The 24,967-nt window shown below is 71.3% G+C and carries 19 protein-coding genes; 7 read left to right on the top strand and 12 right to left on the bottom strand.

Features of this window, described 5'->3' with window-relative positions; all coding sequences use genetic code 11:
- Positions 1-188: 188 nt before the first annotated feature.
- From pyrE to ABZ840_RS05500, 5 genes are all read right to left on the bottom strand, one after another.
- Positions 189-731, bottom strand: coding sequence for an orotate phosphoribosyltransferase (gene pyrE, locus ABZ840_RS05520; protein WP_361553676.1), 543 nt, complete (start codon positions 729-731; stop codon positions 189-191).
- Between the two features lie 138 nt (positions 732-869).
- Entirely contained in the window at positions 870-1,721 is an 852-nt protein-coding gene (locus ABZ840_RS05515; protein ID WP_361553673.1) for an aldose 1-epimerase, read from the bottom strand.
- Between the two features lie 182 nt (positions 1,722-1,903).
- Complete coding sequence (locus ABZ840_RS05510) at positions 1,904-2,968, bottom strand: SRPBCC domain-containing protein (RefSeq protein WP_361553670.1); 1,065 nt, start codon at positions 2,966-2,968, stop codon at positions 1,904-1,906.
- Between the two features lie 84 nt (positions 2,969-3,052).
- A complete protein-coding gene (locus tag ABZ840_RS05505) occupies positions 3,053-4,747 on the bottom strand; it encodes a polyamine aminopropyltransferase (RefSeq protein WP_361553668.1) in 1,695 nt (564 codons plus the stop codon).
- A gap of 98 nt (positions 4,748-4,845) precedes the next feature.
- Entirely contained in the window at positions 4,846-5,364 is a 519-nt protein-coding gene (locus ABZ840_RS05500; protein WP_361553665.1) for a DUF2617 family protein, read from the bottom strand.
- Positions 5,365-6,101: 737 nt separating this feature from the next.
- Here ABZ840_RS05500 and ABZ840_RS05495 point away from each other — a divergent pair.
- Positions 6,102-7,289, top strand: coding sequence for a pyridoxal phosphate-dependent aminotransferase (locus ABZ840_RS05495; RefSeq protein WP_361553662.1), 1,188 nt, complete (start codon positions 6,102-6,104; stop codon positions 7,287-7,289).
- 69 nt (positions 7,290-7,358) lie between these two features.
- Here the strand turns inward: ABZ840_RS05495 and ABZ840_RS05490 are convergent, their stop codons facing one another.
- Together ABZ840_RS05490 and clpB are read right to left on the bottom strand one after the other, a co-directional pair.
- Positions 7,359-7,883, bottom strand: a complete 525-nt coding sequence (locus tag ABZ840_RS05490) for a YbjN domain-containing protein (protein WP_361553659.1) — start codon at positions 7,881-7,883, stop codon at positions 7,359-7,361.
- Positions 7,884-7,999: 116 nt separating this feature from the next.
- Positions 8,000-10,672, bottom strand: coding sequence for an ATP-dependent chaperone ClpB (clpB, locus tag ABZ840_RS05485; protein WP_361553656.1), 2,673 nt, complete (start codon positions 10,670-10,672; stop codon positions 8,000-8,002).
- A gap of 217 nt (positions 10,673-10,889) precedes the next feature.
- Here clpB and ABZ840_RS05480 point away from each other — a divergent pair, with 217 nt between their 5' ends.
- Complete coding sequence (locus tag ABZ840_RS05480) at positions 10,890-11,294, top strand: TIGR03618 family F420-dependent PPOX class oxidoreductase (protein ID WP_361553653.1); 405 nt, start codon at positions 10,890-10,892, stop codon at positions 11,292-11,294.
- Between the two features lie 377 nt (positions 11,295-11,671).
- Positions 11,672-12,076 carry a hypothetical protein gene (locus ABZ840_RS05475; protein WP_361553650.1) on the top strand — a complete coding sequence of 135 codons (405 nt, stop codon included), beginning with the start codon at positions 11,672-11,674 and terminating at the stop codon, positions 12,074-12,076.
- A gap of 27 nt (positions 12,077-12,103) precedes the next feature.
- On the opposite strand, the gene ABZ840_RS05470 is transcribed toward ABZ840_RS05475, so the two are convergent.
- From ABZ840_RS05470 to dnaK, 4 genes are read right to left on the bottom strand one after another with little or no spacing between them, the layout of a single operon-like run.
- A complete protein-coding gene (locus ABZ840_RS05470; RefSeq protein ID WP_361553942.1) occupies positions 12,104-12,562 on the bottom strand; it encodes a helix-turn-helix domain-containing protein in 459 nt (152 codons plus the stop codon).
- Positions 12,563-12,564: 2 nt separating this feature from the next.
- Positions 12,565-13,752 (bottom strand): molecular chaperone DnaJ, encoded by a 1,188-nt coding sequence (gene dnaJ, locus ABZ840_RS05465; protein ID WP_361553646.1) that lies wholly within the window; start codon positions 13,750-13,752, stop codon positions 12,565-12,567.
- 39 nt (positions 13,753-13,791) lie between these two features.
- Positions 13,792-14,436 (bottom strand): nucleotide exchange factor GrpE, encoded by a 645-nt coding sequence (gene grpE / locus ABZ840_RS05460; RefSeq protein ID WP_361553643.1) that lies wholly within the window; start codon positions 14,434-14,436, stop codon positions 13,792-13,794.
- Positions 14,433-16,289: a molecular chaperone DnaK gene (gene dnaK / locus ABZ840_RS05455; RefSeq protein ID WP_361553640.1), complete on the bottom strand. Its 1,857-nt coding sequence runs from the start codon at positions 16,287-16,289 to the stop codon at positions 14,433-14,435. The genes grpE and dnaK overlap by 4 nt, the downstream gene beginning before the upstream one ends.
- A 442-nt stretch (positions 16,290-16,731) precedes the next feature.
- Between dnaK and ABZ840_RS05450 the strand changes: the two genes are divergently transcribed.
- From ABZ840_RS05450 to ABZ840_RS05435, 4 genes are all read left to right on the top strand, one after another.
- Positions 16,732-18,999, top strand: a complete 2,268-nt coding sequence (locus ABZ840_RS05450; RefSeq protein WP_361553637.1) for a (Fe-S)-binding protein — start codon at positions 16,732-16,734, stop codon at positions 18,997-18,999.
- A 170-nt stretch (positions 19,000-19,169) separates the two neighbouring features.
- Positions 19,170-20,498: a VCBS repeat-containing protein gene (locus ABZ840_RS05445; protein WP_361553634.1), complete on the top strand. Its 1,329-nt coding sequence runs from the start codon at positions 19,170-19,172 to the stop codon at positions 20,496-20,498.
- Between the two features lie 185 nt (positions 20,499-20,683).
- Entirely contained in the window at positions 20,684-22,141 is a 1,458-nt protein-coding gene (locus ABZ840_RS05440) for an FG-GAP-like repeat-containing protein (RefSeq protein ID WP_361553631.1), read from the top strand.
- A gap of 130 nt (positions 22,142-22,271) precedes the next feature.
- Positions 22,272-23,243 carry a YIP1 family protein gene (locus ABZ840_RS05435; RefSeq protein WP_361553939.1) on the top strand — a complete coding sequence of 324 codons (972 nt, stop codon included), beginning with the start codon at positions 22,272-22,274 and terminating at the stop codon, positions 23,241-23,243.
- A 129-nt stretch (positions 23,244-23,372) separates the two neighbouring features.
- Here the strand turns inward: ABZ840_RS05435 and ABZ840_RS05430 are convergent, their stop codons facing one another.
- Complete coding sequence (locus tag ABZ840_RS05430) at positions 23,373-24,815, bottom strand: ricin-type beta-trefoil lectin domain protein (RefSeq protein ID WP_361553936.1); 1,443 nt, start codon at positions 24,813-24,815, stop codon at positions 23,373-23,375.
- Positions 24,816-24,967 lie beyond the last annotated feature (152 nt).

Raw genomic sequence — 24,967 nt, 5'->3', positions numbered from 1 at the left:
ACGTCATCGTCGCGGCCCATCTTCCCAGACTTGCCGGATACCTCCACATCGCGCCGCCACCCGGACGGCGCAAAGGGCGGGCTGTTTCACGTGAAACAGCCCGCCCCGTGGCGAAACCGCAGGTCACCGCGCGCGCCACCGAAAAACTCGGTCCGGCGCCGACCTCGCCGGCGTGACCGCCGGACCTCTCAGGCGAGATCCAGGTCGGTGAGCTGGTAGCCGGTGATGTACTTCAGGCCGGCCCCGGCGATGGCCGACTCGGCACCGCGGTCGACGATCGTCGCGACGGCGACGACCTCGGCGCCCGCCTCACGGGCCGCCTCGACGGCGGTCAGCGGGGAGCCGCCGGTGGTGGAGGTGTCCTCGACCACGAGGACGCGGCGGCCCTTGATGTCCGGGCCCTCGATACGGCGCTGCATGCCGTGGGTCTTCTGGGACTTGCGGACCACGAAGGCGTCCAGCTTCTGCCCGCGCGCGGCGGCGGCGTGCAGCATCGACGTCGCGACCGGGTCGGCGCCGAGCGTGAGCCCGCCGACCGCGTCGTAGTCGAGGTCGGCGGTGATGTCCAGCATCACCTGGCCGACCAGCGGCGCCGCCTCGGCGTCCAGGGTGATCCGGCGCAGGTCGATGTAGTAATCGGCTTCCTTGCCGGAGGAAAGCGTCACCTTGCCGTGCACCACGGCCTTGTTCTTGATCTGCCGCAGCAGCTCGCCACGTACGTCGTCGGTCATGCGCACGAGCTTAGGACAGCGCGGGGACCGGTTCCGGACACGGCTCCGCGACGCCCGCCGGAGCCGGTCCCGAAACGCTCCCGGCCCCGGACGGCGTCCGGTAGGAGCCGGCGGATCAAGCCGACGAACGCATGCCGGTCAGGCCAGCGAGCGCCAGGTCCAGGTCGTGGAGATCTCCAGCGGGTCGATGGGTGTGACCAGGCGCGGCAGGGTGTTCAGCCCGTTGGGCGGGCCGGACTGCGGCTCCACGCACACGGCCTCCTCCTGCTCGTCGTACACCACCACCCACTCGGCACGGCTGGTGACCTTCAGCTCCAGGCGGCCCGGCCAGGTGAGGGTGACGTCCACCCCCTGCGGCATGCCGAAGCAGTCGTCCCAGGGGCCGGGGCGGGGGTCGACGCGCTGCCCGGTCGGGAGGTGGTCGGGCCCGCGCTCCTCCTGCCACTCGGGGTCGAAGTCGATGCGGACGCCCTCGCCGCCGTCGCCGAGGTCGCGGAGGAACCAGGGGTGCCAGCCGGCCTGCGCCGGGAAGGAGTCGCCGTACGTCTCGACGCCCATGCTCAGCGTCAGCGAACCGCCGTCCTCGGCCAGCTCCACCAGCTGGGTGACCTTGCCGGGGTACGGCCAGGGCGCGGCCGGGTCGTCCAGGTCGTACGTGAAGGCCCCGGTGGTCCCGGTCGTGCGCGCGGTGCGCCAGGAGAGGTTGCGGCCGTTGCCGTGGATGGCGTGCGGCGGGGAGTTCACCGGCATCTGGTGCGTCTCGCCGCCGTTGCGGAACCGGCCGTTCTCGATCCGGCCGCACCACGGCACCATCGGGAAGCAGCCGTACTTGTCGCCCTGCCTGAGCAGCTCCGTGCCGCCGATCCGCAGACTCTCGATGCGGCAGCCGTTGTCCGGACGGACGGCCACCTCGGTGTCTCCGGCGGCCAGCCGTACGGTGCGCGCCACGCGCGGCTTGCGGGCGGGCTCTGTGCGGTTCTCAGTGCTCACGGCTCGACCTTAACGGTGCGGCGGGCGAGCGGCGGGCCGGGCACGCGGGCCCGGATCCACGGTCACCAGCAGGCCGGGACGCGGACCCCGGCGCCGCAGGCCGCAGTCAGCAACAGAGCGGACACGCAGGCCCCGGAGCCACAGTCAGCAGCAGACCAGGCAAACGCACCCCGGAACCACGCTCAGCGGCGGCGGCGCAAAACCCGGCCGACCACCACGGCGGAGGCCAGGACTACGGCCGCCGCGGGGGCCGCCCAGCGGAGGGTGGCCGAGGCGGTGGAGGCGTCGGGGGCGGGCACGGGGGCGTAGCGGCCGCGCGGCGGGGCGTGGTCGACCTCCTCCGCGCTGCGGCCGATCATCGTCCGGCGGGCGTGCGCGGCCTCGGCGGGCGGCTCGGCCGGGATGCCCAGCTCCTCCTCGGCGAGCGGGTCCAGCGAGGAGGGCGGGATCTCGGTCTCGAAGACGCCGGACCGCGGCGGCGCGTCCACCAGGTCGCCCACCTCGTCCACGTCCTCCGCGTCGGCGTCGTCCACTCCGGTGACGTCGTCGGGGTCGTCCTCGGCGCCCGGTTCCCTGCCCCCGTCCACCCCGCCGAGGGCGTCGACGGCGTCGTCCTCGGCGAGCACGTCGTCCTCGTCACCGGCCGGGTCCGCACCGGCCGCGCCGGACTCCTCGGGCACGTCCGCCGGCTCGCCCCCGAAGACCGCCACCCCGTCGGCGGCCGTCGTGGCCCCGGCCGCCGGCCCCGCACCCGGGGCGGCCTGCGCGTCGGGCCCGTCCGGCTCCCCCGCGGCGACCGGCCGGAGCGACAGGTCCTCGGTGAGAGTGGTGGCGAAACGCTCCAGGAGGCGGCGCCCGGCCGAACGGACGGTGTCGTCCGCGGCGCCCGCGAGACGTCCCCCGGACCGCAGGACCGCGGTGCAGGAGAGCGTCGTGCCCTTGCCGCCCTCGTCGGACGCCACCCGGACGGTGACGTCCAGCTCGGCGAAGCCTTCGCCGCGCACCTCCGTGCCGCGCAACGCGGCGTCGAAGGCGTCCGGCTCGCCGTCGCGCGGGGTCACTTGCAGCGATCCGCGGTAGGTGATGGTGGAGCCGCCGACCCGCAGCCGCAGCCGGCCCTCCGGAACTCCGGGCGCGTGGTCCGCGTCGAGCTGGGCGCCCGGGACACAGCGAGCCAGGCGTTCCGGCTCGGTGAGCGCCTGCCGCACCGTGCCAACGGGAAACGGAACGTACACCTCATGCTCCATGACATCGGAGCCTACCCAGCACGCCCCGCACCGTGCCTGCTCCCGCGCAACTTTCTCGGCATGCCGTCGCTGCCCGGGACGCGGTCATCCGCCGTACCGCGGATGCACCAGGGTCGACGGCGGCAGGCCCGGCGGGCGGGACGCGTCCAGGGCGAGACGGCCGGAACGCAGGGCGGCCGGGGTCAGCGCGCGCACCGGCGGCGCGGCGGGCGAGAGGGCCGGTACCGGGGTGGCACGGGCCGCCAGGACGAAGCCCCAGTCCCGGGCGGACCCGGGGGCCGTACCGCCGGTGCCGGACTGGCCGCGGTCGGGCCCGCCCGAGAACGCGTGGCGGCGGCCCTCCATCCGGTACGCGGCGGTGCGCAGACCCGCGGCGCGCACGGTCGCCTCGACCGTCCAGAAGTTGCGCGGCCGGGCGCCGGGCGGGCCCGCGTGCACCGCCAGCCGGCCGTCCGGGGCCAGCACCCGGGCCGCGAGCCCGTAGAACTCCTGGGAGTACAGCTTGGTGCCGGCGGTGATGGCGGGGTCCGGCAGGTCGGAGAGGATCACGTCGTACGGGCCGTCCCGGCGCGCCTCGTGCCGGGCGTCCCAGCGCAGCCAGTCGAAGACGTCGGCGGTCACCACGCGCACCCGCGGGTCGTCGAGCGCGTGGCGGTTCAGCCGGGCGAGGCCGGGGTCGGTGCGGGCCAGCCGGACCAGGGCGGCGTCGCGTTCGACGACGGTGACGGACTCGACGCCGGCGTAGCGGAGCAGTTCGCGCGCGGCGAGGCCGTCGCCGCCGCCGAGGACCAGCACCCGGCCGTGCGGACCGCCCGCCATCGCCGGGTGGACGAGCGCTTCGCGGTACCGGAACTCGTCGATGGCGCTGGCCCGCAGCCGGCCGTCGAGATAGAGCGCGAGGGGCGTACGGGCGGCCTCGCCGCCGCTGCGGCCCGCGCGCCCGCCGCCCGTGCCGCCGGTCAGCACGACTTCCTGCACCTCCGTCCGGAGGGCGACCCGCGGCTCGGTGGCGTACACCGCTTCGCGCGCTGCCCGTTCGAAGGAGCCGGCCAGCACCGTGCACGTGGCGAGCAGGGCGAGCACCAGGACGTTGGCGGCCAGCAGCGACCGGCGGGCCCGCGGGGAGAGGTCGCGGCCGAACAGGCCGAGGACGAGCGCGCCGCCCGCGACGGCGTTCACCCCGCCGGTGACCAGGGCGCCCGTGAGCTGGCCGAGCACCGGCAGCAGCAGGAAGGGGAAGGCGAGCCCGCCGACCAGCGCGCCCACGTAGTCCGCCGCGAAGAGGTCGGCGACCGCGCCGCCCGCGTCCTGATTGCGGATGCGCTGGATGAGCGTCATCAGCAGCGGCACCTCGGCGCCGATGAGCACGCCGATCAGCAGTGAGAAGCCGACCAGCACGGGCCGGGACTGGCCGAACCACGCGAAGGAGGCGTACAGCGCCATCGCCGAGACGCCGCCGACCAGGGCCAGCGCCGCCTCGACCGCGCCGAAGCCGACCGCGGCCCGGCAGCGCAGCCGTTTGGCCAGCAGCGAGCCGACGCCCATCGCGAAGACCATCACGGAGAGCACGACGGAGGCCTGGGTCACGGAGTCGCCGACCAGGTAGGAGGAGAGGGCGACCAGCTCCAGTTCGTACACCAGTCCGCAAGCGGCGCAGAGGAAGACCACGGTGAGGACGAGGAGACGGCCGATTCCGGCCGGTACCGGCAGCCTCGGTGGTCTGACGATCTCCGGCGGCTTGCGGGCGCCGGAGGTGAGGGCCGCTGGCGGATCGATCATGTTGCGAACGCTACGTGACGCCCCTGTCGCGCCTCGTCACCCACAGGAGTGCATTGGATTCGCGCGGACCGGACGCCGAGCCACCGCCGCGCTCCCGCTCACAGCGCCGCCACCGCCCGTACGCCCACGCGCGTACGGGTCGCCACCAGCCGGCCTTCCTGGGGGTAGGCGTGCCAGGTCCGCCAGCGCACCTGGCCGCCGTCGCGTTGCGCAAGCATCGCGGTGAAGGCGTGCGGCGCACCGGGGAACGTCCCGGCAAGCCCGTACGGATGCTCGGCCACCAGTGCGAGCAACTCCTGTGCCCTGCCTGCGAACGAGCCGCGGGAGAGCGTCTCCACATGCGCGGCGAATTCGTACTCCCAGTCGCCGACGCGCTTCGCCACACCGAGCGGGAGCGGGGTGCTGCTGCCGGGCATGCACGCCACCGTCTCCGAACAACTGCCGTGCTCCTCCTGGAGAAGCACCTGGTGCGAGGCGCCGAGCAGCCTCAACTGAACACTGGAGTCACCCAATTGCAGGTCGAGGACGGCGAGGGCGGGCAACGGCTCCCGGCCGAGTGCCCAGGCGAGGTCGGCTGCACGGGTGTCGGTGTAGGCGGTCTTGATGGTGGTGAGCATGGGTCGGCTCCGCAAGCACGCAGTGGATGGTGGGCCGGCCCGCCCCGGAGGAGGACCAGGGATACGACTTACCGGCTGCCGGCTCGTGACCACGTGGGGTCCGAGAACTGGTGGATTCTCACAAGAGAGGGAATCATGAAACTCGCGGGGCCCACAGCCTTTTTACCCATCTTCGCCGGGTTTCCATCCCTCAGAGGGCCTCTCAGTTCAGTTGTTCAACAGGCTTGCGCCCGGCGGTTGTTGAGAACCGTCGGGCGCATATGCTGTGGGGCATGAGCCGGTTGCATGTTCCATACCGGCCAACCGTGCGACCGCTTCAGGACGCGCGGGGGAACCGCTCAGGAACCGCCGCCTCCGCCTCCACCGCAGCCGCCACCGCCGCCGCCCCCGCACGACGAGCCGCCCCCGCAGGACGAGCCCCCGCCGCACGACGAGCCGCCGTGATGACCGTGGTGGCCGCCGCCCGAGCCGTTGTCACCGGCCCACCAGGACCCGGACGAGGAGCCGCCGCCCCCCGCGGCCCACCCCCGCCTCTTGTTGCGGCCCCGCGGCGACTCGTTGGCCGCGGCCGTCTTCGCCATCCAGACCACGGCCGCCACAAAAGCGCAGATCACCAGGAAAATCACAAAGCCTGCCATGTGCCTCACCCCCGTACATCGGTTCTTGCGTGCGGATCACATGCCCGGCCTCGCTGATCCCAAAAGCGGAGTTGAGGAACTCCAGAGGTTCGGCGGAGGATGACGCCCATGGGACGACCGCTGCTCAACCGCCGCCTGGCCGAATTCGGAACGACGATCTTCGCCGAGATGTCCGCGCTCGCCGTGCGGACCGGCTCCATCAACCTCGGCCAGGGCTTCCCCGACACCGACGGCCCCGAAGAGGTCCGTGAAGCGGCGGTACGCGCGCTGCGCGACGGCCGCGGGAACCAGTACCCGCCGGGCCCCGGCATCCCCGAGCTGCGCACCGCCGTCACCGCCCACCAGCAGCGCTGGTACGGCCTCACGTACGACCCCGACACGGAGGTGCTGGTCACCGCGGGCGCCACCGAGGCCATCGCCGCGTCCCTGCTGGCGCTGCTGGAGCCCGGCGACGAGGTGATCGCGCTGGAGCCGTACTACGACTCGTACGCCGCGTGCATCGCGATGGCCGGCGCCACCCGCGTGCCGGTCACCCTGCGCCCCTCCGTCGAGGGCGCTTGCTACCGCCTCGACCTGGACGAACTGCGCGACGCGGTCACCGACCGCACCCGCCTGATCCTCCTGAACACCCCGCACAACCCCACCGGCACCGTCCTCACCCGCGACGAGCTGGCCGCCATCGCCGAGCTGGCGTGCGAGCGCGACCTCCTGGTCGTCACGGACGAGGTCTACGAGCACCTGGTGTTCGAGGGTGAGCACGTGCCGCTGGCGTCCTTCCCCGGGATGCGCGAGCGCACGGTCTCCATCGGCAGCGCGGGCAAGACCTTCTCCTTCACCGGCTGGAAGGTCGGCTGGATCACCGGCTCGCCCGAACTGGTGAGCGCGGTCCGCTCCGCCAAGCAGTTCCTCACCTACGTCTCGGCCGGCCCCTTCCAGTACGCCGTCGCCGAGGCGCTCGCGCTGCCGGACGACTACTTCCACGGCCTGCGCGAGGACATGCGCCGCAAGCGGGACATCCTGGCCGACGGGCTGGCGGAGGCGGGCTTCCGGGTCTACCGCCCCAGCGGCACGTACTTCATCACCACCGACATCACCGCGCTCGGCGAGCAGGACGGCCTGGCGTTCTGCCTGGGCCTGCCCGAGCGCTGCGGCGTGGTCGCGGTGCCGAACGCCGTCTTCTACGACGACAAGGCGGCGGGGCGCAGCCTCGTACGGTTCGCCTTCTGCAAGAAGGACGAGGTGCTGCGCGAGGCGGCAGCCCGGCTCAAGCAGCTGTCCGGCAGCTGATCCCGCACGCGCGAGGGCCCCGGAGCACAGTCCGTGCTCCGGGGCCCTCGCGCTGCCGTACGGGAGGCCTCAGGCCTCGTCGTCCGGCTTGGCGTCGTCGACGTCGGCCTCCAGGCCGAGCTGCTCGACGAGCCACTTGTCGAACTCGATGGACGCGCGGATCCAGCTGACCGTGCTGGAGACGAAGTGCTCCAGCGAGACGCCGGTGCCGACCAGCATCGACGCCTCACCGATCAGACGGACCGTGCCGTCGTCGTGGGTGTGGGTGTAGGCCTTGGGCCACAGGGTGCGGCGGTTCCAGTCGTCGATCGCCTCCAGCAGCTTGGGCTTGAGCTCGATCGCGTGGGGCCGGTCGTAGAAGGTACGGACGGAGAAGATCTGCTGCTCTTCCTCGCCCCGGAACATGAAGTACGTGCGGAACTGCTCCCACGGGGCGGCGAGGTCGCCCTCGTCGTCGACGACGTACTTCAGCTCCATCTGCTCCAGAAGCTGCTTGACCAGTTCCTGGTCAGGCACGATGGGACCCTCCGGCCCCGTCGGCTGCGGTTCGGGCTGGCCCCCGAAATTCGGAATCGAGGACGGGTCGATAGTCACCGTGGAAGTCCCTTCGTATGGTCCCCGCCATCCTCCCCCACACCCGCCCCGTCCTGGCAAGCGGACGGGGCGGGTCGGGTAGCGGGCGCCGCGGCGCGGTACGGGGCGGGCGCAGGTCAGGCCGCCGCCACCGGTTCACGCTCCGCCGTCACCGACAGATGGTCGCCGTCGACGTCCACCCGTACGGTGTCGCCGTCGTGCACGTCGCCCGCCAGGATCGCCCGCGCGAGCTGGTCGCCGATGGCGGTCTGGACGAGGCGGCGCAGTGGCCGGGCGCCGTAGGAGAGGTCGGGCCCCGGAGAAACGGCCTGGTCCGGCTGGTCGATCACCGGCTCCTGGCCGAGCCAGGCCAGCCAGGTCAGCGCCGCGTCCGAGACGTCCAGCGTCAGCCGCCGGTCGGCGAGGCGCTTCTGCAGGTGGTCGATCTGGATCTGTGCGATCCGCTGGAGCTGGTCGGTGCCGAGCGGGTGGAAGACCACCGTGTCGTCCAGCCGGTTCAGGAACTCCGGGCGGAAGGCGGAGCGGACCGTCTCCAGCACCTTCTCCTTCTTCTGCTCCTCCTTCAGCAGCGGGTCCATCAGGAAGTTGGAGCCGAGGTTGGAGGTCAGGATCAGGATGGTGTTCCGGAAGTCGACCGTGCGGCCCTGGCCGTCGGTGAGCCGGCCGTCGTCCAGCACCTGGAGCAGGATGTCGAAGACCTCGTGGTGGGCCTTCTCCACCTCGTCCAGCAGCACGACGCTGTACGGGCGGCGGCGGACGGCCTCGGTGAGCTGGCCGCCCTCCTCGTACCCGACGTAGCCGGGAGGCGCGCCGACCAGGCGAGCGACGGAGTGCTTCTCGCCGTACTCGCTCATGTCGATGCGGACCATCGCCCGCTCGTCGTCGAACAGGAAGTCCGCGAGCGCCTTGGCCAGCTCGGTCTTGCCGACGCCGGTCGGGCCGAGGAAGAGGAACGAGCCGGTGGGCCGGTCCGGGTCGGCGATCCCGGCACGCGTACGGCGTACCGCGTCGGAGACCGCGCGCACGGCCTCGGTCTGCCCGATCAGCCGCTTGCCCAGCTCGTCCTCCATGCGCAGCAGCTTCTGCGTCTCGCCCTCCAGCAGGCGGCCGGCCGGGATGCCGGTCCAGGCGGCGACCACGTCGGCGATGTCGTCCGGGCCGACCTCCTCCTTGACCATGGATTCCTTGGAGCCGCCGGCCCCCTTGGCGGCCTCCTGCTCGGCCTCGGCCGCGGCCGCCTCCTCCAGCTCCCGCTCCAGGCCCGGAATCTCGCCGTACAGCAGCTTGGAGGCGGTGTCGAAGTCGCCGTCGCGCTGGGCGCGCTCGGCCTGGCCGCGCAGCTCGTCGAGCTTCTCCTTCAGCTCACCGAGGCGGTTCAGGCCCTGCTTCTCCTTCTCCCAGCGGGCGGTGAGGCCGCGCAGCTCCTCCTCCTTGTCGGCGAGGTCCTTGCGCAGCTTCTCCAGGCGCTGGACGGAACCTGCGTCCGTCTCGTTCTTCAGCGCCAGCTCCTCCATGCGGAGCCGGTCCACGGACCGCTGCAGCTCGTCGATCTCCACGGGCGAGGAGTCGATCTCCATGCGCAGCCGGGACGCCGACTCGTCGACCAGGTCGATGGCCTTGTCGGGGAGGAAGCGGGAGGTGATGTACCGGTCGGAGAGGGTGGCGGCGGCGACCAGCGCGGAGTCCGCGATCTGCACCTTGTGGTGCGCCTCGTACCGGCCCTTGAGGCCGCGCAGGATCGCGACGGTGTCCTCGACGGTCGGCTCGGCGACCAGCACCTGCTGGAAGCGACGCTCCAGCGCCGGGTCCTTCTCGATCCGCTCGCGGTACTCGTCCAGCGTGGTCGCGCCGACCATCCGCAGCTCGCCGCGGGCCAGCATCGGCTTGAGCATGTTGCCCGCGTCCATGGCGGAGTCGCCGCCGGCGCCCGCGCCGACGACCGTGTGCAGCTCGTCGATGAACGTGATGATCTGGCCGTCGCTGGACTTGATCTCCGCCAGGACGGTCTTCAGCCGCTCCTCGAACTCACCGCGGTACTTCGCGCCCGCGACCATCGCGCCCAGGTCCAGCGCCACCAGCCGCTTGTCGCGCAGCGACTCGGGCACGTCGCCCTTCACGATGCGCTGGGCCAGGCCCTCCACGACGGCGGTCTTGCCGACGCCGGGCTCGCCGATCAGCACGGGGTTGTTCTTCGTACGCCGCGACAGCACCTGCACGACGCGGCGGATCTCCTGGTCCCGGCCGATGACCGGGTCGAGCTTGCCCTCGCGCGCGGCCGCGGTGAAGTCCGTACCGAACTTCTCCAGCGCCTTGTACGTACCCTCCGGGTCGGCGTTGGTCACCCGCTGGCCGCCGCGCGCCTTCTCGAACGCGTCCAGCAGCTTCTTGGCGGAGGCGCCCTGCTGGTCCAGCAGCTCGCCGGTGGCACCGCCCTTGGCGGCGATGCCGATCAGCAGGTGCTCGGTGGAGATGTAGTCGTCGCCCAGCTCCTTGGCGCGCTGCGCCGCGTCCGCTATCACCGCGAGCATCTCGCGGTCGGGCTGCGGCGGGGCGACGGTCGAGCCCTGGATGCTGGGGAGCGCGGCGATCCGGCGCTCGGCACCGGCACGCAGCGCGGCGGCGTCCGCGCCGACGGCGGCCAGCAGGTCGGTGATGTTCTCGTTGTCCTGCCCGGCGAGCAGCGCGAGCAGCAGGTGGGCGGACGTCATGTCCGCGTTGCCCCCGGTCACGGCCCGCTCGTTGGCGGCGCTCAGCGCCTCCCGGCTCTTGTTGGTCAGCTCGGCGTCCACGTGCTCGCGCTCCTCCTCGTACTCGGTGGCCGTAGTCTCGCAGGCTCCGCTCGATCCTGCTCATACCAACGTGCGATAAGTTGAGTCTATTCCACTCAAGGCAAAAACGCCGACCGTTGCCGGGCGCCGGGGCCCGGGTTCCCGTCGGCGGCGCACTCCACTCGTGCCGGGCGACGGGGTCGCCGGACCGCGCCGCACACCCCCGTAAAGTGCGGGCATGGCTCAAGACCTGCGGAATCCCGACCCCGAGTACCTCGCCTTCTGGCGCGAGCGGCATGTGTGCACCCTGACCACCATGCGGCCGGACGGGACACCGCACGTCGTGCCGGTGGGCGTGACGTACGACCACGAGCAGGGGGTGGCCCGCGTGATCACGAGCAAGGGCGGCACCAAGGTCCGCAACGTCCTGGCGGCGGGCGACGGCGGTGCGCGCGCCGCGGTGTGCCAGATGCAGGGGCGGCGCTGGGCGACTCTGGAGGGCCTGGCCACGGTCCGTACGGACGAGGCGAGCGTGCGGGACGCGGAGGTCCGGTACGCCGTGCGGTACGAGCGGCAGCCGCGGCCCAACCCCGAGCGCGTGGTCATCGAGATCCGCGTGACGAAGATGCTGGGGCGGGGCTGAGGTTCCGGGCCCGTACGCCGGCCGTGCGTGGCCGATATCGGATCGCGTTCTTCCGAATCTTCAGTTGGGCCTGCTAGTGAATATGTGACCAGGCCCGCGCGCTATTCGATCCATTACGGGCCGAATACGTCAGCTGGAGGCCAGATGAGGTCAGCAAAGCGCACCAGCACGACACACGGGAAAGCCTCCCCCACTCCGGACCGCAGCGCCCGCGCCGAATCGTGCCCGCGCTGCGGCGGCCAACTGGCCGTCAACCAGGACGGATGGAAGATCTGCCACGCCTGCGGCTACGCCTCACCGCCCGGCACAGCGCCGCAGCCGCGCTCCGCTCACAGCGGTATCGTCACTCCCACAGTCGCCGGGTCCCGGGGGGCAGGATGAATGCGGTGCGAGTGACGGCGATCGCGTGCTTGATGCCGCTCGCCGAGCTGGACGACGATCCGTTCCTGGTGGACGACCGCAGCCAGCACGAGATGTGCGCCCGCTGGGCCGAGGACCACGACTACCGCCTCACCTGCCGGCTGAGCCTGCACCACCTGCGCGTCGACCACTGCGCCCTGTGGCAGGACGTGGAGGCGGGCCTGGTCGACGTCTTCGTCGTACCGAACCGCCGCGCCCTGGAGAACGCCGTCGACTCCGCCGACGAGTTCACCGCCCGCTGCGCCGCTGCCGGCATCCGCGTGGAGACCGCCGACGGCACCGAGCCGGTCTACACCACGGAGATGAAGTCCCGGGTGCACCGGCGGCTGTCGATGCCGACGGCCGGGTACAACGGCTGCTGACCCGGCCGACCGCTCGTCGTACAGCGGCTACTCGGACGTCCGCTTCGGCCGCCACACGACCAGCGCGCTGGTCTGCTGCACGTCCTGGTACGGCACCAGGTCCCGGCGGTAGCTGGCGTGCACCGCCGCCTCCCGCTGCTGGATCGCCGCGGCGGCACCCTCCACGGCGCTCTGCAGCTCGGCGACGCGCTGCTGCAGCGCCGTGACCTGGTTCTCCAGTTCGATGATGCGCTTGATGCCCGCGAGGTTGATGCCCTCGTTCTGCGACAGCTGCTGCACCTGGCGGAGCAGCTCGATGTCACGCGCCGAATACCGCCGGCCGCGCCCGGCCGTACGGTCCGGGGAGACCAGACCGAGCCGGTCGTACTGGCGCAGGGTCTGCGGGTGCAGGCCGGAGAGCTGAGCCGCGACGGAGATGACGTACACCGGCGACTCATCGGTCAGTTCATATGGATTACGACTCCGACGCCCGCCCCGGCTGTCCATCATCAAGCTCCCTTCGCGGCCTGGAAGAGCTCCGACCGTGGGTCCTCACCCGCGGTCGCCTCGCGATAGGACTCCAAAGCGTCCTTCGCCTTGTCGCTGAGGTCCTTGGGCACGACCACCTCGATGGTGACCAGGAGGTCGCCCCGTGTGCCGTCCTTGCGCGCCGCACCCTTCCCGCGTGCACGCATCGTCCGGCCGTTAGGTGTCCCGGCCGGTATCTTCAGCGTGACCGGCGGACCGCCCAGGGTCGGCACCTTCACCTCGCCGCCGAGCGTGGCCTCCGGGAAGGTGACCGGCACGGTGACGGTGAGGTTGTCGCCCTTGCGGCCGAACACCGGGTGCGCGTCGACGTGCACGACGACGTACAGGTCACCGTTGGGCCCGCCGCGCTCGCCCGGAGCGCCCTTGCCGCGCAGCCGGATCCGCTGGCCGTCGGAGACGCCCGCGGGGATGCGCACCTGCATCGTGCGCGCGCTGGTCGCGCGGCCGCTGCCCTTGCACACGTCGCAGGGGTGCTCCGCGATCAGGCCGCGGCCCTTGCAGTCGGCGCACGGGTCGGTGAGCGAGAAGCCCCCGCCCGCGCCCCGGCTGACCTGGCCGGTGCCCACGCAGGTCGGGCAGACCCGCGGGGTGCCGTTCTTGTCACCCGTGCCGGAACAGGCCTTGCAGGGGGCCTGGCTGGACATCCGCAGCGGGACCGTGGCCCCGTCCACCGCCTCGGTGAAGCTGAGCGTCACCTCGGACTCGACGTCCTGGCCGCGCCGGGGCTGCGTACGCGTACCCGCGCCGCCGCCCCTGTTGAACAGGCCGCCGAAGACGTCCCCGAGGCCGCCGCCGAAACCGCCGGCACCGGCACCGCCGGCGCCGCCCTGGGCACCCCCGAAGAGGTCACCCAGGTCGAAGTTGAAGCTGCCGCCGCCGGCGCCGCCGGGGCCGGCCCGGAAGCCGCCGTTGCCGAACAGCGCCCGCGCCTCGTCGTACTCCTTGCGGCGCTTGGGGTCGCCCAGGACGTCGTTCGCCTCGGAGACCTCCTTGAAGCGCTCCTCGGCCTTGGGGTCGCCCTTGTTGGCGTCGGGGTGGTTCTCCCGGGCCAGCTTGCGGTACGCCTTCTTGATCTCGGCGTCGGTGGCGTCCTTCGGGACGCCGAGGACCTTGTAGTAGTCCTTCTCGACGAAGTCCTTGGTGCTCATCCCCGACGTCCCTCCTCCCGTACTGTCCTGCTTCTCACGTCAGCCCTCGTCCGGGCCACCGCTCTCCTCGTCCGACGTCTCATCGGACTTGGCGGGCTGGGCTCCCGGCTGCGGCTCGGCGACGGCGACCCGCGCGGGGCGAATCGTTCGCTCGCCGATCCGATACCCCGGCTGCAGGATCGCGACGCACGTCGTCTCCGTGACGTCCGGTGCGTACGAGTGCATCAGCGCCTCGTGGATCGTCGGGTCGAAGGGCTCGCCCTCCTTGCCGAACTGCTGCAGACCGAGCTTGGCGACGACCGTCTCCACCGACTCGCCGACCGACTTGAAGCCGCCGACCAGCTCGCCGTGCTCGCGGGCCCGGCCGATGTCGTCCAGCACCGGAAGGAGCTCGGACAGGAGGTTCGCCGCGGCGATCTCCTTGACCGTCACCCGGTCCCGCTCGACCCGCCGGCGGTAGTTCTGGTACTCGGCCTGGAGTCGCTGGAGGTCCGCGGTGCGCTCGTTGAGCGCGGTGCGCACCTGGTCCAGCTGGGCCACCAGACCGGCGTCCTGGTTCGCGTCCCCGGCCGGGGCCGGGCCCGCCTTGTCGGCGGACCCGGCGCCCTGCGCCGCATCGTCAGGGGCTGCGGCGTCAGAGGGGACGTCAGGCTTCTCGTCAAAGCCCGGGGTCTCCTCCGTCACGCGGCACCGTCCTTCTTGGGCTTCTCGTCGTCCACGATCTCGGCGTCGACGACGTCGTCGTCGGCCTTGGGCTGCTCGCCCTCGGCACCGGCGTCGGCACCGCCCGCGGCCTGCGCGCCCTGGGCGTCGGCGTACATGGCCTGGCCCAGCTTCTGCGAGACGGCCGCGACCTTCTCCGTCGCGGTACGGATCTCGGCCGTGTCCTCGCCCTTGAGCTTCTCCTTCAGCTCGCCGACGGCGGTCTCGACCTCGGTCTTCACCTCGGCGGGGACCTTCTCCTCGTTGTCCTTGAGGAACTTCTCCGTCTGGTAGACGAGCTGCTCGCCCTGGTTGCGGGTCTCGGCGGCCTCGCGGCGCTTGTGGTCCTCGTCCGCGTAGCGCTCGGCCTCCTCGCGCATGCGGTCGACCTCGTCCTTCGGCAGCGAGGAGCCGCCGGTGACGGTCATCTTCTGCTCCTTGCCCGTGCCCAGGTCCTTCGCGGTCACGTGCATGATGCCGTTGGCGTCGATGTCGAAGGAGACCTCGATCTGCGGGACGCCACGCGGGGCCGGCGGCAGACCGGTCAGCTCGAACATGCCGAGCTTCTTGTTGTACGCCGCGATCTCGCGCTCGCCCTGGTAGACCTGGATCTGCACGGAGGGCTGGTTGTCCTCGGCGGTGGTGAAGATCTCCGAACGCTTGGTCGGGATCGTCGTGTTCCGCTCGATGAGCTTGGTCATGATGCCGCCCTTGGTCTCGATACCAAGGGACAGCGGGGTGACGTCCAGCAGGAGGACGTCCTTGACCTCACCCTTGAGGACACCGGCCTGGAGGGACGCGCCGATGGCGACGACCTCGTCCGGGTTGACGCCCTTGTTGGCGTCCTTGCCGCCGGTCAGCTCCTTGACGAGCTCGGCGACGGCCGGCATACGGGTCGAACCGCCGACCAGGACCACGTGGTCGATCTCGGACAGCTGGATGCCGGCGTCCTTGATGACGTTGTGGAACGGGGTCTTGCAGCGGTCGAGCAGGTCGCTGGTGAGCTGCTGGAACTGCGAGCGCGTGAGCTTCTCGTCCAGGTGCAGCGGGCCCTCGGCCGAGGCGGTGATGTACGGCAGGTTGATCGTCGTCTCCGTGGAGGAGGACAGCTCGATCTTCGCCTTCTCAGCGGCCTCGCGCAGGCGCTGCAGCGCCATCTTGTCCTTGGACAGGTCGACGCCGTGGCCGTTCTGGAACTGCTTGACCAGGTAGTCGACGACGCGCTGGTCCCAGTCGTCACCACCGAGCTGGTTGTCACCGTTGGTGGCCTTCACCTCGACGACACCGTCGCCGATCTCCAGCAGCGAGACGTCGAAGGTACCGCCACCGAGGTCGAAGACCAGGATGGTCTGGTCGTCCTTCTCCAGGCCGTACGCCAGCGCCGCGGAGGTGGGCTCGTTGACGATGCGCAGGACGTTCAGGCCCGCGATCTCGCCGGCCTCCTTGGTGGCCTGGCGCTCGGAGTCGTTGAAGTACGCCGGGACGGTGATGACCGCGTCCGCGACCTTCTCGCCGAGGTAGGACTCCGCGTCGCGCTTCAGCTTCTGAAGGATGAACGCCGAGATCTGCTGCGGGTTGAAGCTCTTGTCGTCGATGTCCACCTTCCAGTCGGTGCCCATGTGGCGCTTGACCGACCGGATGGTCCTGTCGACGTTCGTGACCGCCTGACGCTTGGCGACCTCGCCGACGAGCACCTCACCGTTCTTGGCGAAAGCGACGACGGACGGCGTGGTCCTGGCGCCCTCGGCGTTGGTGATGACGGTGGGCTCACCGCCTTCGAGAACACTGACGACGGAGTTCGTCGTGCCCAGGTCGATGCCGACCGCACGTGCCATTTCGATTCCTCCAGCTGACATTGAGTGGAACTGGCTCAAGGGTGCACCAGAGATCCGGCGCTGTCAAAGGACCTGAGTCGTACGCACTCAAGTCTTCTGCCGGATATCTGCGCACGGCGGCATTCACGCAGGTCAGCGAGGTGTCGATGAGAAAGAAGAGAGGGCTCTCGTCCGGCGGCGGGCGCGGCGCCAGCACCCCCACCCTCCCGCGCACGGACGTCCGGCGCATCTCCGGCGTGTCGCGCTCGCGCCCCGACAGCGACGCTTACGGCACCCTTAGGTCACCCTCAGCGACACAGATCACCGCCGCAGCTGCTACAGGACGGCATGAATAGTGGGTACCCTCAGCACGGATTGACTAAGTTACTGCTTAGTAGTTGCCCACCCCGTCCCTCACAGAGACCTTCTGGATTCCCCGCTCACGCAGGCCCGAGGAGCCCCCATGCAACTCGCCGCGATCATCGTGTCGCTGGTCCTAATCGCGGTCGGCGTCGCACTGTTCGGCCGCGCAATCGTGCAGCTCTTCCGCTTCATGCGGCTGGGCCAGTCCGTACCCGCCGGCCTCCGGACCAACGACCCGACGCAACGCACCGTCACGGTGGTCAAGGAGTTCCTCGGCCACACCCGCATGAACAAGTGGGGCATCGTCGGCGCGGCGCACTGGTTCGTGGCGGTGGGCTTCTTCTCGCTGCTGCTGACGATCGTCAACGCCATCGGCCAGCTCTTCAAGGCCGACTGGCTGCTGCCCGTCATCGGTGAGTGGGCGCCGTACAACGTCTTCGTCGAGTTCATCGGCACGATGACGGTCCTCGGCATCCTGGTCCTGATCGGCATCCGGCAGCTGAACCGGCCGGGCGGCGCGGGCCGCAAGTCCCGCTTCGCCGGCTCCAACTTCGGCCAGGCGTACTTCGTCGAGGCCGTCATCCTCATCGTCGGCGTCTGCATCTTCATGCTGCACGCGCTGGAGGGCGCCCAGCACCACGTGGACGGCTACGAGGCCTCGTTCTTCATCTCGTACCCGGTCGTCTCGTGGCTGGAGGGTATGGACGTCTCGACGCTCCAGAACCTCACCTACTTCTTCGCGGGCCTGAAGATCGCGACCTCCTTCATCTGGATGATCACGGTCGCCCTGAAGACCGACATGGGTGTCGCCTGGCACCGCTTCCTGGCCTTCCCCAACATCTGGTTCAAGCGCGAGTCCGACGGCGACGTCGCGCTCGGCGCGCTGCAGCCGATGACCTCCGAGGGCAAGGAGATCGACTTCGAGGACCCGGGCGAGGACGACCAGTTCGGCGTCTCCCAGATCGAGCACTTCTCCTGGAAGGGCCTGCTGGACTTCTCCACCTGCACCGAGTGCGGCCGCTGCCAGTCGCAGTGCCCCGCGTGGAACACCGGCAAGCCGCTCTCCCCGAAGCTGCTCATCATGGCGCTGCGCGACCACAGCCACGCCAAGGCCCCGTACCTGCTCGCCGGCGGCGGCAAGGACATGGAGGGCAACGAGCAGGCCACCGAGGAGCAGCTGAAGGACGTGCCCGCGGCCGCGCTGGCCGAGGCCGAGCGCCCGCTGATCGGCACCCTCGAAGAGAACGGCGTCATCGACCCGGACGTCCTGTGGTCCTGCACCACCTGCGGCGCCTGCGTCGAGCAGTGCCCGGTGGACATCGAGCACATCGACCACATCGTCGACATGCGCCGCTACCAGGTCATGATCGAGTCCAGCTTCCCCTCGGAGGCGGGCACGATGCTGAAGAACCTGGAGAAGAAGGGCAACCCCTGGGGTCTGGCCAAGAAGCAGCGCCTCGCCTGGACCAAGGAGGTCGACTTCGAGGTCCCGGTCGTCGGCAAGGACGTCGAGGACCTCACCGAGGTCGACTACCTGTACTGGGTCGGCTGCGCCGGCGCCCTGGAGGACCGCGCCAAGAAGACCACCAAGGCCTTCGCCGAGCTGCTGCACATCGCGGGCGTCAACTTCGCCATCATGGGCGGCGACGAGAAGTGCACCGGTGACTCCCCGCGCCGCCTGGGCAACGAGTTCCTCTTCCAGCAGCTGGGCGCGGAGAACGTCGCCACGCTGAACGCCGCCTTCGGCGAGGACGACGAGGACCCGGAGACCAAGAAGCCGAAGTCCAAGAAGAAGATCGTCGCGACCTGCCCGCACTGCTTCAACACGATCGCGAACGAGTACCCGCAGCTGGGCGGCGAGTACGAGGTCATCCACCACACCCAGCTGCTGCAGCACCTCATCGACGAGGGCCGTCTCACCCCCGTCACCCCGGTCGAGGGTCTGATCACCTACCACGACCCCTGCTACCTGGGCCGCCACAACAAGGTCTACACGCCCCCGCGCGAGATCATCGCCAAGGTGCCGGGCCTGCGGAACGAGGAGATGCACCGCCACAAGGAGCGCGGCTTCTGCTGCGGCGCCGGCGGCGCCCGGATGTGGATGGAAGAGCGCATCGGCAAGCGCATCAACAACGAGCGCGTGGACGAGGCACTGTCCCTCAACCCGGACATCGTCTCCACCGCCTGCCCGTTCTGCCTGGTCATGCTCACCGACTCGGTCAACGGCAAGAAGAACGACGGCAAGGCCAACGAGAACATCCAGGTCGTCGACGTGGCCCAGCTCCTGCTGGACTCCGTGAAGACCCCGGCCGACCCGGCCGGCGAGGCCGAGACCGCCGACGAGCCGGAGCCCGAGCCGGTCAAGTAACCACGCTGCGCGTCCCTTCGACGGCCGGTCCCGCATCCCGCGGGGCCGGCCGTCGCCGTTCGCCCGGCCCGCCGCGCGCCGGTGTCCAAAACCGGATGAACGTACGGCCGCACGACGTATGTCCGTGCGACCATGAGGCGCCGGATACGGGTGGGGCGCTGGGGGGCGAAGTGCGGTACCGAGGGTCACGAGCGGCACGGGCGGCGGGAGCCGGGCTGTGCTGCGCACTGCTGGCGGCGGGCTGCGGCCTGCTGTCGGCGGGCGGCGCCGACAGCCGGCCGGGCGCCCGGCACACCGCTTCCGGCCCGCCGCTCCGGCCCGTCCCGCACGGCAAGGGCAGCGAAACCGCCGACGACTTCAACGGCGACGGCCACCCCGACCTGGTGCTGGACACCCTGCTCAACCCCGACGACAGCCACGACGACGATCCCGGCATCGGCATCGTCTACGGCTCGGAGCACGGCCTCGACCCCGCGGTACGCCGGCTCCTCACCCCGGCCCGGCACGCCGCCGCCACGAAGGGCGTGGCGCCGGCCGTCTTCGACGCCGAGGCCGCCTGCGACCTGGACGGCGACGGCTTCACCGACCTGGTGGTCAGCACGGACCCGCCGTACGACGGCCAGGGCCGGCCGCCGGTCCCCGTACAGATCCTGTTCGGCTCCCCGGCCGGACTGACCGCGCGCGCCGTGAAGCTGCGCATCCCGGACCGGGCCCGGTTCGGCAACGAGTGGCCCGACCAGCCCGTCTGCGGCGACTTCGACGGCGACGGCGCGCAGGACCTGGCCGTCACCGCGTCCGGGCCGCGGGCGAGCTTCCTGCGCGGCCCGTTCACGCGGCAGGGCGCGCCCAAGGGGGCCGGCGCGCCGCTGGACATCCCCGGCACGGTGCTCGCCGGACTTCCGGCCCCCGTCGACGTGGACCGGGACGGCGCCGACGACCTGCTCGTACGGTCGGGAGCCGCGGGCCGCAACGCGAAGGGCCGGCTGGCCCTGGGCGGCGCACAGGGGCCGGACACGGCGGGCGCCGCGCTGCCGGCGGGGTTCGGGACGGCGTTCGGCCGATTCGACGGCGGCGCCCCGGTCGACGCGGTGGTCGCCACGGGCGACCGGCTCGCCGTGCGCTACGGCATCGGCACGGGCGCCCCGCGCAGCGCGTCCGTGGCGGTGGCGGGAGAGTCGGTCGCCGCCGGGGACGTGACGGGCGACGGCCGCACGGACCTGGTCGTCTCGGGCGGCACGACCCGCCCCGTGTTCCTCCCGGGCTCTGCCACCGGCCTCCGCCCGGACCGCAAGCAGCCCGTACCGAAGCCCCCCGGCATGCCCGCCGACGCCCGCCCGGCAGTGGTCCGGCTGGCCGACTTCGACGACGACGGCCGTGCCGACCTGGTCCTCCGCACCGTCCACGGCACCCGCGACACCCTCACCGTCCACCGGGGCACGGCCACCGGCTTCGCGACCGACCCGACGGTGACCTTCAGCACGGCCGCCTTCACGGAGTGAGCAGGGCGCCGCGGCCCGCACGGCCCCGGCGCCGCGTAATCGGCGTGCAACCCTCGCGCCCCCTCGCGGGTCTTGTGATCACCAACTGCCGTCGAACTCCCGGGAAATGGCCGGTGACGTACGACGGCGGACGGCCCTCATCCGGACGGGACGCGGCTGCGTCCCGCATGCAGCAGGAGAACAGCGTGCCCAAGCACCTTCGTACGGCTCTGGCCGCCGCGACCGCCGCGGCCCTGGCCGGCGGTCTGCTCACCCTCACCGCCGGCCCCGCGGCCGCCGCCGGCAGCGGCCTGCAGGGCGACTTCAACGGCGACGGCTACCGCGATCTCGCCGTCTCCGCGCCCGGAGCCACCGTCGCGGGCCACAAGGACGCCGGCGCGGTCACGATCCTGTACGGCTCGGCCACCGGCGTCTCCGCCGGCCGGCACGCCACCTTCACCCAGGACACCACGGGCGTCCAGGGCGCCGCGGAGACCGGTGACATGTTCGGCCTGGCCACCTCCGCCGGTGACTTCAACTCCGACGGTTACGCGGACCTCGCCGTCAGCGCCCCGTACGAGGACGTCTCGGGCGACGCCGACGGCGGCACCGTGCAGATCCTGTGGGGCGCGGCCGGCGGCATCACGCGCACGGCCACGGTCCCCGACCCGGCCCCGACCAAGCACGACCGCTTCGGCAACGCACTGGCCGCGGGCGACTTCGACGGGGACAAGAAGAGCGACCTGGCTGTCGGCACCACGTCCGCGACGCTCCGTGTGCTCAAGGGCGGGTTCAGCACGGCCGGCGTCCCGGCCGCCAAAGCGGCGGTGAAGCTCCCGATCCTCGGCCGGTCCGATGCCGGGATCCGCACCCTCACCGCGGGCCTGGTCAACGGGGACGGGCGTACGGACCTGGTCGTCAACGGCTTCCAGGAAACCCCGCAGGGCGACAACCACTACGACGCCAACTACTACCTGCCCGGGTCGGGCAGCGGCCCGTCCACCTCCGGCATGCGCAAGCTGCCCGCCGGCATCATCACCGCCATCGGGGACACGGACGGTGACGGCTACGGCGACCTGGTCACCGGCGTGCACTGGGACGACTCCGTACCCGGCAGCACGAAGGGCGGCAAGGTCAACGTCATCTACGGCTCGGCGAGCGGTCCCACCAGCCGGATGGACACCATCACCCAGGAGACCGGCGCGGTGCCCGGCAACTCGGAGCGCGGTGACGTCTTCGGGTACGAGGTGTCGCTCGGTGACATCGACGGCGACGGCAGGCAGGACCTGGCGATCGGCGCGGGCGGCGAGGACATCGACGGCGTCGCCGACACCGGTGCCGTCACCGTGCTGCGCGGCTCCCCGTCCGGCATCGACACCGCACACGGCGTCCAGTACTTCCACCAGGACACCCCGGGCGTTCCTGGCGCCTCTGAGAAGACGGACTTCTTCGGCGGCGAAGTCTTCCTCTCCGACATCGACGGGGACAGTAAGGCCGATCTGACGGTCGGCGCCAGTTATGAGAACGACGGCAATGGATCGGTCGTCTCGCTGCTGTCCGACGGGTCCCGTATCGGTACCGCGGGTGCCCGGTCGGTGGCTCCGAGTGCGGTGGGTGTGCCGACCACGGGACAGCCGCAGTTCGGTTCCTTCGTGACGGGTTGAGCCCGCGCCCCTGCCCCGCCGGGGAGCCCCTAGGGGATGTCACAGGTCGGCAGCAATGCCCGTCCTGTCCGCTCTCTCCCGCCTGCGGGCCGTCGGGACCAGGTACGTTCGAACCGTGGCTGGATTCAGGATGGGTCGCGGGCGGAACTCCGGCACCGCGCAGCAGGGGCAGCAGGGCCAGGCCCCGTACGGTCAGCAGGCTCCTTACGGTCAGCCTGCCCCGTACGGCCAGGCGCCGTACGGTCAGCAGCAGGCACCGTACGGCCGGCAGGCGCCGCCCCCCGCTCAGGGACAGTGGCAGCAGCACGGCGCGCACAGCGGCGGCCAGGGCACCGGGCCGCACGGCGAGCCCGAGTACTTCGGCGACCCGGGGCACGCCCCGCAGCAGTCGCCCTACGGCAGCGCCCCGCGCCCGGACGCGCCGGGCCACACTCAGCAGTTCAGCGTGGGTGAGGCACCGGACGCGTACGGCGACCAGTACGGCAACGACGCGTACGGCGACGGCCAGTACAGCGGCGGCCACACCTACCAGGCCGGGCAGACGGCGACGCCGCCGGCCGGTCCGCGCCTGCCGTGGAAGGAGCTGCTGACCGGCATCGTCCGCCGGCCCGACGCGACCTTCTGGCAGATGCGCGACTACGCGGTGTGGGTCCCGGCCCTCATCGTGACCTTCATCTACGGCCTGCTGGCGGTCTTCGGCTTCGACACCGCCCGCGAGGACGTGCTCAACGCCACGCTCTCCCAGAGCATCCCGTGGGTGCTGATCACCGGCGTGATGTTCGTGATCGGCGGGCTGATCCTGGGTGCCGTGACGCACACCCTCGCGCGGCAGCTCGGCGGCGACGGCGCCTGGCAGCCGACCATCGGCCTGTCCATGCTGATCATGTCGATCACGGACGCGCCGCGTCTGCTCTTCGCGATGTTCCTGGGCGGCGACAGCACGTTCGTGCAGGTCATCGGCTGGCTGACCTGGCTCGCCGCCGCCTACCTCTTCACCACGATGATCCGCCGGTCGCACGACCTGACCTGGCCGAAGGCGCTCGGCGCCTCCGCGATCCAGCTGGTCGCGCTGCTGGCCCTGGTGAAGCTGGGCACGCTGTAGCGGCAGCGGCGACCGCCGCCCGCGGCGGCGACACATCCTGAGACAGGGCCCCGTTCCCGAGGGAACGGGGCCCTGTCGCGTACCGTCCGGCGCTCAACCGTGCTGAACTCCCGCCCGGTCCGCGTTGTTTCACGTGAAACGCTGCGTAGCCGCGCCCTCACACTTCTGCAGTCGCAGCGCGTCCTTCGCCGAGGCCAGCGTCAGACACAGATCGCGGGCGGCCTCCGGACGGAGAGTCTGCCCGTCCTTCACGAATCGCTGGTTCGCCGCGCCCGAGCAGTTCCACAGCACCAGACCGGCCCCGGCCTGGTACTTCGCTCCCGGTACGTCCAGGCACCGGTCCTGCGTCAGCTCCACGTGCACCGACTGCCGGCCGCTGTCGTACCACCAGCCCTGGTTCCGCTGGCCGTTGCAGTCCCAGCCGCCGACGCTCGTACCGTTGCGCGAGCTGCCGCCGGTCGCGTCCACACAGCTCCCCGTACCGGCGTTCTTCAGCGGCCTGAAGGCGTCGTCCCACGCCCCGGCATACAGCTCGGGCTTCCCCGTGCCCACCGGGTCGGAGCAGGACGCCTCGCGCAGACCGGAGGCGTAGAGCTGGGTCAGGCAGGAGGCGAAGGCCGCGTGCCCGCGCGCGTTCGGGTGGAAGGACTGCCGTACGGAGTTGGAGTCCGGCGGGAACGGTTTCGAGAGATCGACGTAGAGACCGCGCGCCCAAGGGTTCTCCATGCACACCTCGTGCCCGTGGAAGAGCCGCGAGTTGTCCAGGTACACGGCTCCCGAGTCCCGCGCCGCCTTCCGCATGCCTTTCTCGAAGGCCGGCACAGCGGCGTTCCGCCCCCAGGCCGAGTCGGAGGTGTACCCCGTGCACCCGCCCGGGAGCTTGCCCGGGAAATCCGGGTTGTCCTCGATGTCAGGCCCGATCGGGCTCGGGTAGCCCATCACCACGAGCTTGTAGTCGCCGTCCGCGTACCCGGCGTCCCGCATCACGGTCCGCAGGTCACCGACGGTCTGCTCGACCTTGGGCACCAGCCCGTCCACCCGCGCCTGCCACCCCGGCGCGTACTTCGGCTCGCAGGTCCCCTGCAGCGTCAGCCAGCGGGTGACGCAGTCCGTCATCACCGGCCCAAACTGCAGGTCGTCGTTGGCCCCGGCCACCAGTACGACCATCTTCAGCCGGGTGTTCCGGGCCTTGATCGCGAGGCTGTCGCTCTGCACCAGCTCATCGGCGTACTGCTTGCTGCCACCGGCTTTGATGTTCCCGGTGTACGCACCCGAGCAGGAGACGTTGTACGTCACGTCCGCGGCGATGCCGGTCCGGTGGATGGCCGCGTCCGGCGACCGGTGGCACCAGTTGTCCGGCCCGTCGGTCCCCGGCTCGTACGTCCCGACGCCCTCGCCCGAGATCTCGCTGTCGCCCAGCGAGATCAGCGAGGTCTTGCGCTGGTCCAGGGGCCGTTCGGCCGGGTCACCGTAGAGTTCGGCGGCCTCCTCGGCCCTGATCTTCTCCAGCTCGGGCGGCAGCGGCTTGCTCTCCGCGACGGCCCGCGCCCCGTACGGCGGCTGCGCCGCCATGCTCGTCCCCGTACCGGCGACGGCCGTACCGCCGGTCAGCACCATCACGGCGGCGGCTGCGGTCACCAGCCGCCGCCCTCGTCTCGCACGCACCATTGGGCCTCCCCTCCGGTCTGCTGTTACCGCCGGTTTCTACTCGTAGGTAGACCCCG

It is taken from the genome of Streptomyces sp. NPDC047117 (assembly GCF_040643545.1).
In the GTDB taxonomy this organism is placed as follows: Bacteria; Actinomycetota; Actinomycetes; order Streptomycetales; family Streptomycetaceae; genus Streptomyces.
Note: the sequence above shows the minus strand (reverse complement) of the source record. Positions and strands in the feature narration are given on the sequence as shown.